The organism is Flavobacterium sp. IMCC34518, assembly GCF_027111095.2.
Classification (GTDB): Bacteria; Bacteroidota; Bacteroidia; order Flavobacteriales; family Flavobacteriaceae; genus Flavobacterium; species Flavobacterium praedii.
In genome coordinates, this window is sequence record NZ_CP114284.2 from 3,500,246 (window position 1) to 3,517,073 (window position 16,828).

The 16,828-nt window shown below is 34.1% G+C and carries 13 protein-coding genes; 3 read left to right on the plus strand and 10 right to left on the minus strand.

Annotated features, from left to right (window positions below):
* The first annotated feature begins 392 nt into the window (after positions 1-392).
* Positions 393-1,925: an IS1182 family transposase gene (locus OZP06_RS15070; protein WP_269222054.1), complete on the plus strand. Its 1,533-nt coding sequence runs from the start codon at positions 393-395 to the stop codon at positions 1,923-1,925.
* A 229-nt stretch (positions 1,926-2,154) separates the two neighbouring features.
* Here the strand turns inward: OZP06_RS15070 and OZP06_RS15075 are convergent, their stop codons facing one another.
* From OZP06_RS15075 to OZP06_RS15085, 3 genes are all read right to left on the minus strand, one after another.
* The gene (locus tag OZP06_RS15075; RefSeq protein ID WP_269222587.1) at positions 2,155-2,652 is read right to left on the minus strand and encodes a hypothetical protein; all 498 of its coding nucleotides are present in this window, start codon (positions 2,650-2,652) and stop codon (positions 2,155-2,157) included.
* Between the two features lie 625 nt (positions 2,653-3,277).
* Positions 3,278-4,810: an IS1182 family transposase gene (locus OZP06_RS15080; RefSeq protein WP_269222054.1), complete on the minus strand. Its 1,533-nt coding sequence runs from the start codon at positions 4,808-4,810 to the stop codon at positions 3,278-3,280.
* Positions 4,811-5,043: 233 nt separating this feature from the next.
* The gene (locus OZP06_RS15085; RefSeq protein WP_269222588.1) at positions 5,044-5,643 is read right to left on the minus strand and encodes a hypothetical protein; all 600 of its coding nucleotides are present in this window, start codon (positions 5,641-5,643) and stop codon (positions 5,044-5,046) included.
* Between the two features lie 1,911 nt (positions 5,644-7,554).
* Here OZP06_RS15085 and OZP06_RS15090 point away from each other — a divergent pair.
* Positions 7,555-9,087, plus strand: a complete 1,533-nt coding sequence (locus tag OZP06_RS15090) for an IS1182 family transposase (RefSeq protein ID WP_269222054.1) — start codon at positions 7,555-7,557, stop codon at positions 9,085-9,087.
* Positions 9,088-9,966: 879 nt separating this feature from the next.
* On the opposite strand, the gene OZP06_RS15095 is transcribed toward OZP06_RS15090, so the two are convergent.
* The 4 genes from OZP06_RS15095 to OZP06_RS15110 all read right to left on the minus strand — a co-directional run bounded on the left by OZP06_RS15095 (position 9,967) and on the right by OZP06_RS15110 (position 13,438).
* Positions 9,967-10,386 (minus strand): hypothetical protein, encoded by a 420-nt coding sequence (locus OZP06_RS15095; protein WP_269222589.1) that lies wholly within the window; start codon positions 10,384-10,386, stop codon positions 9,967-9,969.
* A gap of 156 nt (positions 10,387-10,542) precedes the next feature.
* Entirely contained in the window at positions 10,543-11,001 is a 459-nt protein-coding gene (locus OZP06_RS15100; protein WP_269222590.1) for a hypothetical protein, read from the minus strand.
* Between the two features lie 718 nt (positions 11,002-11,719).
* Positions 11,720-12,424, minus strand: a complete 705-nt coding sequence (locus tag OZP06_RS15105; RefSeq protein WP_269222591.1) for a hypothetical protein — start codon at positions 12,422-12,424, stop codon at positions 11,720-11,722.
* Between the two features lie 162 nt (positions 12,425-12,586).
* The gene (locus OZP06_RS15110; RefSeq protein ID WP_269222592.1) at positions 12,587-13,438 is read right to left on the minus strand and encodes a hypothetical protein; all 852 of its coding nucleotides are present in this window, start codon (positions 13,436-13,438) and stop codon (positions 12,587-12,589) included.
* Between the two features lie 750 nt (positions 13,439-14,188).
* On the opposite strand from OZP06_RS15110, the gene OZP06_RS15115 reads away from it, so the two are divergent.
* On the plus strand, positions 14,189-14,425 hold the full coding sequence (locus OZP06_RS15115; protein WP_269222593.1) for a hypothetical protein: 237 nt from the start codon (positions 14,189-14,191) through the stop codon (positions 14,423-14,425).
* Here the strand turns inward: OZP06_RS15115 and OZP06_RS15120 are convergent.
* The 3 genes from OZP06_RS15120 to OZP06_RS15130 form a co-directional block, all read right to left on the minus strand.
* Positions 14,418-14,669 (minus strand): hypothetical protein, encoded by a 252-nt coding sequence (locus tag OZP06_RS15120; RefSeq protein WP_269222594.1) that lies wholly within the window; start codon positions 14,667-14,669, stop codon positions 14,418-14,420. The genes OZP06_RS15115 and OZP06_RS15120 overlap by 8 nt on opposite strands.
* A gap of 326 nt (positions 14,670-14,995) precedes the next feature.
* Entirely contained in the window at positions 14,996-15,559 is a 564-nt protein-coding gene (locus OZP06_RS15125; RefSeq protein ID WP_269222595.1) for a GNAT family protein, read from the minus strand.
* A 171-nt stretch (positions 15,560-15,730) separates the two neighbouring features.
* Positions 15,731-16,672, minus strand: coding sequence for an ATP-grasp domain-containing protein (locus OZP06_RS15130; RefSeq protein ID WP_281323929.1), 942 nt, complete (start codon positions 16,670-16,672; stop codon positions 15,731-15,733).
* Between the last annotated feature and the right edge of the window lie 156 nt (positions 16,673-16,828).

A 16,828-nucleotide genomic window follows, 5' to 3' on the forward strand; every position in this document is an offset into this window, starting at 1 on the left:
AAAGTTCATCCGTTCCAATTTTCCAGCCCAATGTCGGCAACTTTTTCACGTTTCAATTTCGGTAGCTTTTCTGTTTTCTGTTTGTCGTCAGAATTATGTTTTTCCATTAAAACTCAAAAAAAACGAAAAAATTTCCGCCTTCTTTTTTCCGCAAAGTGATTCACATTTGCTTTTCTATCGCATTTCAATCATAAATTTTGCGTCTGATTTGCGTCGGCACGCTAGCTAGTTTATTATTAGCTTTTCAGTTGCAAAACGTCTGGTTGATGTCGACTGTGTCTTTTCAACGGAGCTATACACCCTAACGTCAGTCTGTGAAAAAACCTCCGTTTGCTTACGAACAAATATAGCAAAAAAGTTGTGTCAAAACAGGAATTTTCGTATTTTTAAGAATGCAACATATCTCAGGAATTTCCCGTCATCAGATGCGTATTTCAAGTTTAGAAGACGCTATCGCACCCGATAATCAAGTACGTTTTATAGATGCATTTGTGACCTTTGTAGACCTTGCCAAACTTGGTTTTGCCATACAAACCATAAAAGGTGAAGGCCGTCCGAGTTATGACAGTAAAATGTTTCTAAAAATCTATTTATACGGCTACCTTAATGGATTAAGAAGTAGTCGTAAACTTGAAAAAGAATGCTTTAGAAACATTGAAATGCAGTGGCTCTTAGAATCTATTGTTCCTAATTATCACAGTATATCCGATTTTAGAAAGAACAATCCAGTAGCATTAAAGAACTTATTCAAACTCTATGTTGTCTTTTTGAAAGACGCTGATTTGATAGGGGGAGAAACCATTGCTATTGACGGTACCAAAAGCCGGGCACATAATAGCAAGAAAGCCAATTTTAATCAAAAGAAAATAGACAAACATCTGGAATATATTGACACCAAAACTCAAGAATATTTAAATGCTTTGGAGGAAAATGATACCAAAGAGAATTCTACAGAAATCAAAAACATTCAACAAAAGATAGAGCGTTTGCAACAGAATACAGTCCGTTATGAATTGCTGGAAGAAAAGCTAAAAGTAAGCGGCGAGCCTCAAATAAGCACTACCGATAGTGATGCCAGAGCCTTATTGGTTCAAGGACAAGTGGTTGAAATTTCATTCAATATACAGGCGGCTGTAGATGCCAAACACAATCTAGTGGTTGCCACGCACACTATCAACAAGAATGACCGCAGTGCCTTATCCGCCATTGCTATCGAAGCCAAGGAGAATCTAGAACTAGAAACTTATACCGCCCTTGTAGATAAAGGCTATCATAACGGTAAGCAAATAGACATCTGCAAACAAGCCAATATTACTACCATCGTAGCCCAACCCGAACAAGGTAAAAACCAAGAAAAAATAGCAGAAGACTATTTAATTTCTAAGTTTCAATACAACGCAATCAACGATACCTACACTTGTCCACAAGGCCAAACCCTTACCACCACAGGACACTGGCATAAGAAAACCGACAAAGAGAGTTATACCTTTAAAAGATACAGAACTTCTAAATGCAGAACTTGTCCAGTACAGCACTTATGCACAAGCCGAAAGGAGGGACGTAATATAGACCGCAGCCAATATGCCGAAGCGGTAGAAGAAAATAACCAACGCTATCATGCAAATGCTCAGTTGTACCGCAAACGCCAAGAGATCAACGAACACATTTTTGGCACCATTAAGCGGCAATGGGGTTACAATCACACCAATTTAACGGGACTCGAAAAAGTAAATGGCGAACACAGCCTAATTATGCTTGTGTACAACATCAAGCGCAGCATCAATATTCTTGGCGTTCCAGAACTCATTACCAAACTCCAAAAATGGAACTCACCCTACAAGGCAAAAGTCTTGTTTTGGCTAAAAAAGGAATATATAGCGCTTAAATCCGCTTTCATTTTTAGAGATTTCAACTTAGTTGCCTAAAAAAAAGAGCCTTCTAAAAAGGCTTTATTTGACTGGTAGCATCGTGAATTTTGAAGATTTTTGTGTGAAAAAGAGGTTTTTTCACAGCCTGACGTTCCCGCGCTACACGCAGTTTGGGACTAAATTAAGCCCATTTTTCGGATTTGCCAAATCTTCCAAATACAAGACCAATTTCAAATTAAGCCAAATACCCAAATTGCTTGTAGCGTGTGTTAGTAGCCGTTTTTTTTCAGTACAATCTTCGGTTAACTTTGTCCGCAATATCTTTAATTTTCCAATCCTGAATTCTCCAAGTCTTTCCATTGTCTGAGGAAATACAAGTCAACATTGTTTTTGTTTTTTCTGATTTATTTGTTAGAGTTTCTGAATATTCAAAAAAAACATATCCGATAACTTTATCATTTGCATTTTCTATTTGAGTGTCTAATATTTTATCGACTTTAAAATCACTCAGTTTATTAAAATACTTTTCGATATCAGTTTTTATTTTTTCGGCTAAAGCGACATTCGAAAAATTGCCTTGACCGCTTTTAATATAATAGCTTTGCATTTCTACTAGCATTCCATTATCCCAAATTTTAGAGGCTGAATCATACTTTTTATTGATATACATTTCGCTTAAATATTCTTCAGATATTTTTTCTAAAGAACTTTTGATTTCTTGCTCATTTTGGCAGAAACAAAAGTTAAAAATTAATATAGTTAAAAAAGTAATTATCTTTTTCATTCGTTTGTTGTAAAATGGCTACTAACGTCCCCGCGCTAAAAGCAGTTTGGGACTAAATTAAGCCCATTTTTCGGATTTGCCAAATATTTCTGAAACAAACCAATTTTCCCATTAAGCCAAATCCCCAAATTGCTTGTAGCGTGTGTTAGCGATTGTTGTGACACGCTCGTTAAGCACCTCTGATTATCGATTACAATAATCCATTCCAATTGCGTATGAATTTCCATTTTTTATTTTCCACTTCCAAAGTTCCGCTTTAGCAAGTTCCGTTTCGCAAGTTCAGTTTCGGCAAGTTCAGCTTCGGCAAGTTCAGCTTCGGCAAACTTTAATTAAACCTCAAAAAAATCGGCAAAAAAATTCCGCCTTCGATTGTCCGAAAAGCGGTTCACATTTTTTACGTCCGCAACAATTAAGTTTCAATTTTCGGATCTGATTTCGGTCAGCTCGGTTTCAGCTTTTGTTGAACTTTTTCCAAATTAAAATACCTGATTAAATTCAGCGGTTTTTCGTTACCGGAGCAATAATCGCTAACGTCAGGCTGTGAAAAAACCTCTTTTTCACACAAAAATCTTCAAAATTCACGATGCTACCAGTCAAATAAAGCCTTTTTAGAAGGCTCTTTTTTTTAGGCAACTAAGTTGAAATCTCTAAAAATGAAAGCGGATTTAAGCGCTATATATTCCTTTTTTAGCCAAAACAAGACTTTTGCCTTGTAGGGTGAGTTCCATTTTTGGAGTTTGGTAATGAGTTCTGGAACGCCAAGAATATTGATGCTGCGCTTGATGTTGTACACAAGCATAATTAGGCTGTGTTCGCCATTTACTTTTTCGAGTCCCGTTAAATTGGTGTGATTGTAACCCCATTGCCGCTTAATGGTGCCAAAAATGTGTTCGTTGATCTCTTGGCGTTTGCGGTACAACTGAGCATTTGCATGATAGCGTTGGTTATTTTCTTCTACCGCTTCGGCGTATTGGCTGCGGTCTATATTACGTCCCTCCTTTCGGCTTGTGCATAAGTGCTGTACTGGACAAGTTCTGCATTTAGAAGTTCTGTATCTTTTAAAGGTATAACTCTCTTTGTCGGTTTTCTTATGCCAGTGTCCTGTGGTGGTAAGGGTTTGGCCTTGTGGACAAGTGTAGGTATCGTTGATTGCGTTGTATTGAAACTTAGAAATCAAATAGTCTTCTGCTATTTTTTCTTGGTTTTTACCTTGTTCGGGTTGGGCTACGATGGTAGTAATATTGGCTTGTTTGCAGATGTCTATTTGCTTACCGTTATGATAGCCTTTATCTACAAGGGCGGTATAAGTTTCTAGTTCTAGATTCTCCTTGGCTTCGATAGCAATGGCGGATAAGGCACTGCGGTCATTCTTGTTGATAGTGTGCGTGGCAACCACTAGATTGTGTTTGGCATCTACAGCCGCCTGTATATTGAATGAAATTTCAACCACTTGTCCTTGAACCAATAAGGCTCTGGCATCACTATCGGTAGTGCTTATTTGAGGCTCGCCGCTTACTTTTAGCTTTTCTTCCAGCAATTCATAACGGACTGTATTCTGTTGCAAACGCTCTATCTTTTGTTGAATGTTTTTGATTTCTGTAGAATTCTCTTTGGTATCATTTTCCTCCAAAGCATTTAAATATTCTTGAGTTTTGGTGTCAATATATTCCAGATGTTTGTCTATTTTCTTTTGATTAAAATTGGCTTTCTTGCTATTATGTGCCCGGCTTTTGGTACCGTCAATAGCAATGGTTTCTCCCCCTATCAAATCAGCGTCTTTCAAAAAGACAACATAGAGTTTGAATAAGTTCTTTAATGCTACTGGATTGTTCTTTCTAAAATCGGATATACTGTGATAATTAGGAACAATAGATTCTAAGAGCCACTGCATTTCAATGTTTCTAAAGCATTCTTTTTCAAGTTTACGACTACTTCTTAATCCATTAAGGTAGCCGTATAAATAGATTTTTAGAAACATTTTACTGTCATAACTCGGACGGCCTTCACCTTTTATGGTTTGTATGGCAAAACCAAGTTTGGCAAGGTCTACAAAGGTCACAAATGCATCTATAAAACGTACTTGATTATCGGGTGCGATAGCGTCTTCTAAACTTGAAATACGCATCTGATGACGGGAAATTCCTGAGATATGTTGCATTCTTAAAAATACGAAAATTCCTGTTTTGACACAACTTTTTTGCTATATTTGTTCGTAAGCAAACGGAGGTTTTTTCACAGACTGACGTTCTGGTACTACAGCGGGTTTGGGACTAAATTAAGCCCATTCTTCGGATTTGCCAAATCATCCAAAGTACAAAACCATCTTTCCATTAAGCCAATTGCCCAAATCCGTTGTAGTAGCTGTTACAGGTAGTGCTTATTTCGTTTAATTTAACGTAGAAAATAAAAAAGCATTAATATCACAATCAAAATTGGAACTTGTGGATTAACGTTATCAAAAATTTTCGGTTTTTTAGTGAAAGAATATACAACGCTTGTCATAATTGTTATTGCATATAATATCAAATATCCCTTTTCACCATCTTTAGTATCCACTTCGTTTCTGCATTGAATATCTAGATATTCTTTATTGTTTTTTACTAAAGAATGAATTTCACAAGAAGTTTCTGTGTCAAAATTTTCTATGTCATTTTTTAAAATTTTAACTGAAATCGTATCTCCTTTATTTATTCCATTTATTACTTCATCGTCATTAACACACCTATAATCAAAACTTGCAATCTCAAAAGTAGTTTTATTATCTGCACATTTGAATTCAATCCATTTTCTGCTGTGTTTTCCTTTAGTTTCTTTGAATATAGGCTTGTCGGTAGTTACTAGATTTTCATAAACTATTAGGTCAGATGGTTTTATTATATAACTATCACTTTTAACTTTCATAAAGAAATATGTTCCAATAAAGAAACAAATTATACCAACTACTAAATAATCTTTTCGTTTTTTTTCCCAATCGTTGAGATTATCATCCATATTTTTTTTGGTGAAATATTTTGTTGTTTTATTGATTTTTCGGGTGCATTACCTGTAACGTCCCCGCGCTAAAAGCAGTTTGGGACTAAATTAAGCCCATTATTCGGATTTGCCAAATCTTCCAAATACAAAACCATATTTAAATTAAGCCAAATACCCAAATTGCTTGTAGCGTGTGTTATGGGTAGGTTGTTTCTGGCTGATATTCCTAATAATTAATCGATTTTAATCCAATTTTTGGCAGACTCAAAACCCAATTCTTGCCCAAATTCTAGCTAATTTCATTCCCTTTTATAATCGATTTTTATCCAATTATTGGCAAATTAATAGCCAAGTTCGAATCTAAATTTCAGCCAATTTTTATTCTTATTTTTTATTCTCAATTTGAGAATCAAAACGATTGTTTATTTCCATCAAACTCCAATATTCAAGTTTGCTTTTCAAATTCTGCATTTCAAATTCAGTTTAGAAACTCCGAAACTCAAGTTTTCAATTTCAAGTTCTATATTTCAGATTCAGTTAAAAACTCCAATTTTCAAGTTCTGTATTTCAAGTTTTTGCTTTTCATTTTCAAAGCATAAAATTCAAGTTTCACAGTTTATGAATTTCGAGTTTTTCTCAATTAAATGCCTTTAAAAGTCTGATTTTCTTCGCAACTTACCCATAACGTTCCGGCACTACAGCGGGTTTGGGACTAAATTAAGCCTATTCTTCGGATTTGCCAAATCATCCCAAATACAAAACCATCTTTCCATTAAGCCCAATGCCCAAATCCGTTGTAGTGGCTGTTATGGGTAGGTTGTTTCTAGCCGATATTCCTAATTATTAATCGATTTTAAACCTATTTTTGGCTGACACAAAACCCAATTCTTGCCCAAATTCCAGCTAATTTTATTCCCTTTTTCAATCGATTTTCATCCAATTATTGGCAAATTTAAAGCCAAATCAGAATCTAAATTTCAGCCAAATTTATTTTTGCTTTTTCATTTCAATTTGAGAATCAAAACGATTGTTTATTTCCATTAAAACTCCAATATTCAAGTTCTGCTTTTCAGATTCAGTTTAGAAACTGCGAAATTCGATTTCGCTTTTCAAGTTCTGAATTTTAAATTCAGTTTAGAAAATCTGAGACTCAAGTTTTCAATTTCAAGTTCTACATTTCAGATTCAGTCAGAAACCCCAATATTAAAGTTCTGTATTTCAAGTTTTTGCTTTTCATTTTCAAAGCATAAAATTCAAGTTTTTTTCAACTAAAGGTCTTGAAAAATCTGATTTTCTTCACAACTTACCCATAACGTTCCCGCGCTACACGCAGGCTGGGATTAAAGATGCGTATTCTTTCGGTTAAAAACAAATGTATTAAACACAAACTATTTTCAAATTAAGCCAATTGCCCAGCTTGCTTGTAGCGTGTGTTGGTGGCTGGTTGTTCTGTCGAAATTACGAATAACCGCAAAGTTATAACGCTTCTGCTTTTCAGATTCCAATTTTCACACTTTTACTTTTCAGCTTTCAATTTTAGGCGCAATGTTTTTCAAGTTTTGCTTTTCACGTTTCCACGTCAAGTTCCAACTTTCATAATGCTGCTTTTCAGTTTTCAATTTTAGGCGAACTACTTTTCAGTTTCTGTTTTTACGCTTCCACTGTCAGATTCCGATTTTCACGCTTCCGTTTTCCAAGTTTCAACTTTTCACGTTTCAACTTTTCACGTTTCTGTTGGCAGGTTTCAATTTTTACGCTTCTGCTTTGAAAACATTCGGCGGAAACAACTGTTTATTTTCAAATTGAATTTGCCTGCGTAATTTCGGCGCAACTTGCCACCAACGTCAGTCTGTGAAAAAACCTCCGTTTGCTTACGAACAAATATAGCAAAAAAGTTGTGTCAAAACAGGAATTTTCGTATTTTTAAGAATGCAACATATCTCAGGAATTTCCCGTCATCAGATGCGTATTTCAAGTTTAGAAGACGCTATCGCACCCGATAATCAAGTACGTTTTATAGATGCATTTGTGACCTTTGTAGACCTTGCCAAACTTGGTTTTGCCATACAAACCATAAAAGGTGAAGGCCGTCCGAGTTATGACAGTAAAATGTTTCTAAAAATCTATTTATACGGCTACCTTAATGGATTAAGAAGTAGTCGTAAACTTGAAAAAGAATGCTTTAGAAACATTGAAATGCAGTGGCTCTTAGAATCTATTGTTCCTAATTATCACAGTATATCCGATTTTAGAAAGAACAATCCAGTAGCATTAAAGAACTTATTCAAACTCTATGTTGTCTTTTTGAAAGACGCTGATTTGATAGGGGGAGAAACCATTGCTATTGACGGTACCAAAAGCCGGGCACATAATAGCAAGAAAGCCAATTTTAATCAAAAGAAAATAGACAAACATCTGGAATATATTGACACCAAAACTCAAGAATATTTAAATGCTTTGGAGGAAAATGATACCAAAGAGAATTCTACAGAAATCAAAAACATTCAACAAAAGATAGAGCGTTTGCAACAGAATACAGTCCGTTATGAATTGCTGGAAGAAAAGCTAAAAGTAAGCGGCGAGCCTCAAATAAGCACTACCGATAGTGATGCCAGAGCCTTATTGGTTCAAGGACAAGTGGTTGAAATTTCATTCAATATACAGGCGGCTGTAGATGCCAAACACAATCTAGTGGTTGCCACGCACACTATCAACAAGAATGACCGCAGTGCCTTATCCGCCATTGCTATCGAAGCCAAGGAGAATCTAGAACTAGAAACTTATACCGCCCTTGTAGATAAAGGCTATCATAACGGTAAGCAAATAGACATCTGCAAACAAGCCAATATTACTACCATCGTAGCCCAACCCGAACAAGGTAAAAACCAAGAAAAAATAGCAGAAGACTATTTGATTTCTAAGTTTCAATACAACGCAATCAACGATACCTACACTTGTCCACAAGGCCAAACCCTTACCACCACAGGACACTGGCATAAGAAAACCGACAAAGAGAGTTATACCTTTAAAAGATACAGAACTTCTAAATGCAGAACTTGTCCAGTACAGCACTTATGCACAAGCCGAAAGGAGGGACGTAATATAGACCGCAGCCAATACGCCGAAGCGGTAGAAGAAAATAACCAACGCTATCATGCAAATGCTCAGTTGTACCGCAAACGCCAAGAGATCAACGAACACATTTTTGGCACCATTAAGCGGCAATGGGGTTACAATCACACCAATTTAACGGGACTCGAAAAAGTAAATGGCGAACACAGCCTAATTATGCTTGTGTACAACATCAAGCGCAGCATCAATATTCTTGGCGTTCCAGAACTCATTACCAAACTCCAAAAATGGAACTCACCCTACAAGGCAAAAGTCTTGTTTTGGCTAAAAAAGGAATATATAGCGCTTAAATCCGCTTTCATTTTTAGAGATTTCAACTTAGTTGCCTAAAAAAAAGAGCCTTCTAAAAAGGCTTTATTTGACTGGTAGCATCGTGAATTTTGAAGATTTTTGTGTGAAAAAGAGGTTTTTTCACAGCCTGACGTTCCCGCGCTACACGCAGGCTGGGATTAAAGATGCGAATTCTTTCGGTTAAAAACAAATGTATCAAACACAAACTATTTTCAAATTAAACCCATTGCCCAGCTTGCTTGTAGCGTGTGTTATAGGGCGGTTGTTTAGTCGAAATTACTATTAAACCGTAATTTTTCACGCTTCTGTTGGCCAATTCCAGCTTTCACACTTTTTTCCGTTAGAGTAGGAGAGCCCCAATTTTAGGTTTGCTTCTCCTGTTCACTTTCTTTAAAGTCTGCTTTTCAAGTTTCTCTTGGCAAGTTCCACTTTTCACGCTTCTGCTTTTACGCTTCTATTGGCAAAGTTCGATTTTCACACATCAGTTTTTCGTTTGCTTGTCGTTAGATTCCGATTTTCCAACGTTTGTTATCGCTTCCAATTTTCACGCTTCTGCTTTGAAAACATTCGGCGGAAACAACTGTTAATTTTTAAATTGGATTTGTCTGCGTAATTTCGGCTCAACTGCCCTATAACGTTCCCGCGCTACACGCAGGCTGGGATTAAAGATGCGTAATCTTTCGGTTAAAAACAAATGTATCAAATACAAACTATTTTCAAATTAAGCCAATTGCCCAGCTTGCTTGTAGCGTGTGTTATGCCTTCGGTTTTATTTTTCGGTTTAGCTTCCGCACCGTTTAAGTCGGAAACATTTTAAAAAAAAATCATTATGAATATTTCAGATTTAAGACATAGAATTATTTGGGCGAACAAAGAAAAGACAGAGGTTAAAATAGTTTCGGAAGAAGAATATCAATCTTATTGCGAAAAATTAAGTTCAGAAACCATTAATGGCGAAGTTCCTTCGGTCAACATAAACACAACTTGATTTTTAACTATTTCAGAAATACAGAATACACAATATTTTCCAAAATCACCATTATTTCTAAAATCATCATATTCGGTTTTGTTAAAGTTCAAATTGTCTATATTATAGACTTTTGATTCTTTTTTGTCGATTAAAGTTAGGTTTATTTTGGTATTACTAATGGCTCTAAACACAAGGCTTATTTCGTCTTTAGTTAAGTTTTTAAGTAAATATTCGTAAGCTTCTATTCCGTCGGTATATTTATCAAATACAATAGAGATTACTGGTGGTTCAATGCTATAATCTTCCGATTTAAAAAACAAAATTTGTTTAGATTTTTGGAATGATTTTTCAAATTCTGTTTCTGTCATATTTTCGTTGTTTCGGTTATTTAAACTGAGGCATAACGTTCCCGCGCTATACGCAGGCTGGGACTAAAGATGCGTATTCTTTCGGTTAAAAACAAATGTATCAAATACAAACTATCTTCAAATTAAGCCAATTGCCCAGCTTGCTTGTAGCGTGTGTTAGCGGTTGTGCTTATTCTTCCACACGATTAAACTATCATTTGGTAGGTCGTATTCGTATATTTTTTTAGATATACTATCAATATATATCCATCCATTAGAGGTAAATCTTGATTCAGAACCGTCTTCTTCTGATACATTTTGACCAATATTAAAAATATAATAGTTTGTAGAATCAGTTTTTTCAGTTCTGTCTAAAAGCCATTCTATTCGTTCCTTGTTTTTTAAAGACGATTTAATAAGTTCATTATCTGATTTTCTAATATAATCAGCAATTAAATCATCGTACCAATTTTGAGTTTTTGATTCAGTTTTAACGTTCGTTTCTGATTTTAGAACTTCTTTATTTACAGATAAAGAATCAGTTTGTTTGTCAGCAATTTGTTTTTCAACTTTACTTGTCTTACTGCACGACAAAAATGCAAATGAGATCAATAATAAAAGCGTTTTCTTAGTCATTAAATATATTATGTTTTTGATTCTGAATTTTCTCGTTCTGCGTGTGCATAACCGCTAACGTTCCCGCGCTACACGCAGGCTGGGATTAAAGATGCGTAATCTTTCGGTTAAAAACAAATGTATCTAACACAAACCATTTTTAAATTAAGCCTATTGCCCAGCTTGCTTGTAGCGTGTGTTACAGGAGGCTTGTTTTGTCGAAATTACCATTAAACCGCAAATTTTTCACGCTTCTGCTGACAAAATCCAATTTTCACGATTCTGCTTTTCGGTTCGCAGTTTTCAACTTGTTATTTTTTAATTTATCGTTCCAATTTTGGCTACTTTTTTGGTTTTCTGTTGGCGTATTCCAACTTTCACACTTTTTCTCGTTAGAGTAGGAGAGTTCCAATTTTCAGGCTTCCAATTTTCACACTTCCAACTTTCACACTTCCAATTTTCACGCTTCAGCTGTCCAAGTTTCAATTTTTCACGTTTCCGTTGGCAAATTCCAATTTTCACGCTTCTGCTTTGTCAATTTCTTGCGGAAACAAATGCTTAATTTCAAATAGAAATTGTCTGCGTAATTTCGGCACAAGTCTCCTGTAACGTTCCCGCGCTACACGCAGGCTGGGATTAAAGATGCGTAATCTTTCGGTTAAAAACAAATGTATCAAACACAAACTATCTTCAAATTAAGCCAATTGCCCAGCTTGCTTGTAGCGTGTGTTAGCAGTCGTTATTGTTTTTTATTCCGCCATTCAATTGTTGCGATTGCATTTTTATATTGTTCCTCATATGCGCCATCCAATTCGTAGTTTTTGTCGTTTTTTATTGAATATAATTTCTTTTTTGCTCTTTCGTTTCCGCATATAGATAGAATTTCAAGTCTAGCTAAAATTTCTTCAACTTCAACTTTTTTATAACCATCGGTTTCTAATAAATCTAAAAATTCTTTTTGAGTTTTTTCAGAAATAGTTGTTTTAACTTTTAAAGGTTTTGTTCCAAGAGAAATTACAGATTTATTTTTAACTGCTATAATTTCTTCCGCAACTTTTATATCATTCCATTCCCATTTGTCATTTGTTGGCAATTTATTTAGTTCGATTATATACAATTTGTCATTTTCAAATTTTAATTTGCAAGTTTGAATTGCATCATAACCCGTAATTAATTTTTTGGATTTGCAATCAAATACTCCAAATTCAGAATATTCATTGTTCTCTTCGTTCTCTTCAAAACCGCAAATTGAGATTGAATTATTGTCTGAAAAAGTATAAATTTTGTTCGGCTTTTCATCAAAACCATTAAAACATTTGCACTCTTTAATTTCAGTTGTTACGACATTATTTTGAGAAGTTTTATCTAAAGTTTTGTGTTTACTTTCTTTCTGTTTACATCCAATAAATACAAGTATTAATATTATGGTTAGTGTTGATTTCATTCGGTTTTCTTTATAATGACTGCTAACGTTCTCGCGCTACAAGCAGTTTGGGACTAAATTAAGCCCATTATTCGGATTTGCCAAATCTTCCAAATACAAAACCAATTTCAAATTAAGCCAAATCCCCAAATTGCTTGTAGCGTGTGTTGGCGGTTGTATTTTTTATTTATTTAATTCAGATTCCATTTTATTTAAGTTTTGTGTGTACTGATTTTCAGATTTGGACCATTTTTCAGCCTCACTTTTCCACTTATTAAACTTAATTACATCTTTTGTTTTAAAATATTCATATGCTAAATTATATGCAGTTTCTTGAATGAAATTTTGTTCCTTACAAATTTTGGACATTGTTAAATAAGTTTCTGCTACTTTTTCAAAATTCAAAAGTTTTGTATAAGTATAAGCCAATTCTTTATAAGTATAACAGTCTTCTGGATTTTCTATAATTGCTTTTTTTAATGATATTTCTGCCATATCAAATTTCTGTAAAGCATTATAAGAAAATGCTAATTCAGTTTGTAATCCTTTAAATTTCGGATTAATTTTATCTGCTTTTTCTAAAAAAGTTAAAGCCTTCTCGCATTCGTTCCAGCCATTATACATATAACCCCAACGATATAATCTTTCGACAGAATTTTCATCAGTTTTATATGGTTTTAACCAACTAGGTGTTTTTTCAATATTTAGTTCTTTAAATTTTGCTTCAGGAATTTCAGCTATTGCAGTTCTGTTTGGTTGAAGCCTTGCTTTTATAAAACCTACTTCATTTTTAGTTTTATTATCGATTCTAATAAATTTACCATCTTTTTTAATTTTAAATTTTCCCTCATAGTTTAATGTTAATCCTGCTTGTGAATCGATATAAATAAATCCTAATGTATAAGTACTATCTTTTTCCATTTGGTATGCAATCCACTTATCTTCACATTGAACGTTTGTTTTGTCAAACTTTAAAATATTTTGAGCATTTAAACCAATTGAAAAAAATGTAAAAAGTATTGAAATATATTTCATAAAATGTTGTTTTTTAAAGTTCTGCGGTAATATAACCGCCAACGTTCCCGCGCTACACGCAGGCTGGGATTAAAGATGCGTATTCTTTCGGTTAAAAACAAATGCATCAAACACAAACTATTTTCAAATTAAGCCAATTGCCCAGCTTGCTTGTAGCGTGTGTTGGTGGCTGGTTGTTCTGTCGAAATTACGAATAACCGCAAAGTTATAACGCTTTTGCTTTTCAGATTCCAATTTTCACACTTTTACTTTTCAGCTTTCAATTTTAGGCGCAATGTTTTTCAAGCTTTGCTTTTCACATTTCCACGTCAAGTTCCAACTTTCATAATGCTACTTTTCAGTTTTCAATTTTAGGCGAACTACTTTTAAGTTTCTGTTTTTACGCTTCCACTGTCAGATTCCGATTTTCACGCTTCCGCTTTCCAAGTTTCAATTTTTCACGCTTGTGTTGACACGTTTTAATTTTCACGCTTCTGCTTTGAAAACATTCGGCGGAAACAACTGTTTATTTTCAAATTGGATTTGCCTGCGTAATTTCGGCGCAACTTGCCACCAACGTTTTGCGGCTTTGTGATGGTGGGGAGAAGAAAGCCAAAAACATTCAGTTTAAGACTATTCTTCCAAACACAAAACCGACATTAAATTTATTACTAATTCCCCACTATCTCAAAACCGCTGTTAGCAAATCGGCTTTTTTGTCGGTTACAATTTAAGAATATTTTTCGTATGTTTGGCAAAAATATTTCTAATATGGCTAAAAAATCTAATAAGGTTTCACTTTTTGAAAACGCATCTATAGTGTGGCTTAAATCAAATAATAAGCAAATTAAACTTTTATCTAGGTACGATAATAATAGGACTAACACAGTTTCTTGGTATGCTGAATATTATGGGACTACTGATTATGATGAAGACCAACTTATTGTGAGAGAAAGTGAAATTTATGGAGAAGATTTTGATGGGAATAAAATAAACTACTTTACATAAGTCCTTCCATTTTCAATCTCTTAAAAGCCTCTTTTCTATCATATTCTTCACCTGTTTCTCTATTTACTATTTTCCATTTAGAGTGCACATTCATATCTTTTGGAAAAGTGCAGGCAACATAATAAAAAGGTAAAACATATTTTTCAAATAGCGGTTCTAAGTCCTCTCTAGTAAATCCGTTTAAACTGTCAATTATAGGCTTTCCCCATTTTTGGAGTTGCTCTTCTGTTGGTATGTATTCCATTTCTATTATTTTATCTTTTAGTAACACTTTCAACTGCTAGTTTTCCGTTTTTTAGTTTTCTGCGGATTTTTGGTTGAGCTGTTTGCTAACGTTCCCGCGCTAAAAGCAGTTTGGGACTAAATTAAGCCTATTCTTCGGATTTGCCAAATCATCCAAATACAAAACCATATTTAAATTAAGCCAAATACCCAAATTGCTTGTAGCGTGTGTTGTAGGGCGTAACAATATGCGCAAACCATTTCCGTTTCTATTGCTTCTTTTTAGACAATGATTGGCTTGAGTATTTTCTGCTTCACGAGTTCTTTCTTATTTACGTTTTGCAACAATCAATTTTTCCATTCTTCTTTTAAAACACTATAAACATACGTTCCTTCACTATCTCCGTAAGATTGAATGTTGTAATTTCTTAAAAATCCCTCTTTAATGGCTCCAATTTTTTCTATTGCCTTTTGTGATTTTAGGTTTTTTACATCAATCTTAAATTCTACTCTTCTTAAATTTAGAGTGTTAAAGCAATAATCTAAGAGAAGTGCTTTGCAAATTGCATTTATACCTGTTCCCTGAAACTTTTCACCAATCCAAGTCCATCCAATTTCTAATCTCTTATTTTGAAAACTAAAATTTCCAAACATTGTCAATCCTATTGGAGTATTATCTTCTTTCCTAATAATTATTAGAGGGTAAAGTTCTTTTTCCTTTTTTGAATTTAGGCAGAATTTAAAATAATTCATTAAATCATCTCTGTTTTTTACTTTAGCTCCAAATTCGCCTAATTCTTTATTATAGCTTATAGATTCTATTTTGTCGATATCATCAAAAGATAGTGGGCGCAATAAAATTGATTCGTTTTCAAGAATCAATTCAGATGAGAAAAATTTTTCTAAATCCATTTTTGTAATTGTGAATATTTGTATTTAGTATTGGAAGTTTGTTTCTTAAGTTCTGATTTTCAAAGTTATGCCCTACAACGTTCCCGCGCTACAAGCAGTTTGGGACTAAATTAAGCCCTATTTTCGGATTTGCCAAATCATCCCAAGTACAAAACCAACTTCCCATTAAGCCTAATCCCCAAATTGCTTGTAGCGTGTGTTAGCAGATGTAATTTTTAGTTGTTTGTAAAATTCATTTCTATCTGTTTTATCGGGTAATCCTGCAACTTGTCCATCTCCAAGTTCTATAATTACTAAGTTTCCATTTCTTTCTCTTGCAATATCCATACTAAAAAAGTTACTTTTTATGTTTTTAGCTATTTCTTCAAATTCTTTAGTTTCAGGTTTCGATAAATCATATTCGCCTTCTTCCCAATAATCATAAATTCCAATAAGTTGATTGTTGCAAAAAAACAATCTATATTCTTCTGTTAGTGGCATTCCGCTTTTCGAATGAATAATTAAATCTTTTAGTTCAATAAACTCTCTAGCAACAATTCCTTCGTTTAAATATTTTCCACGAAGTTGTATTAAATTCTCAATTGACTTTTTTAGTTTTTCAATATTTGATGCGTCAGGAACGAAACAAGCGGTTTCCCAATCGTGTTTTTCAGATTTTACATAATCTTTTAATATTAATGCTTTCGTTCCAAATATTTTGGTTTTAATGATAAGTTTTTCAATACTTTCTGAATTTTCTAACTTCTCAAAAACGGTTTTCGGTGTTTTATTTTCAATAAATTCTAAACTATCAGGTAAATAATGACAATTTTGATATTCAGTTTCTGTATTTATTAACTTATAATTTTTGGAAAGCAAATCTTTATGCAAATTTGAATACTGTCTTGGTGTTAACATCCAACCACGATAAATTACTTTGCATTCATTTTCGTTTGGTTTTATTTTTTTTGTCGCATTTTTAAAATTTGTTTCGCTTGTTAATTCGTCAAAGTTGAAAAGCAAAGTATTAAATCCATTTTTTTTAGCACTTTCAAATTCATCCGCATAATCTTCATCGACTTTATTTAGTTCAAATGGGTTTTCACAAAATAGAATATATGTTTCAGGTATCATTTTCGTTGTGTTTTGGGATTATATCTGCTAACGTTCTGGTACTACAGCGGGTTTGGGACTAAATTAAGCCCATTCTTCGGATTTGCCAAATCATCCCAAATACAAAACCAACTCTCCATTAAGCCAATTACCCAAATCCGTTGTAGTAGCTGTTAG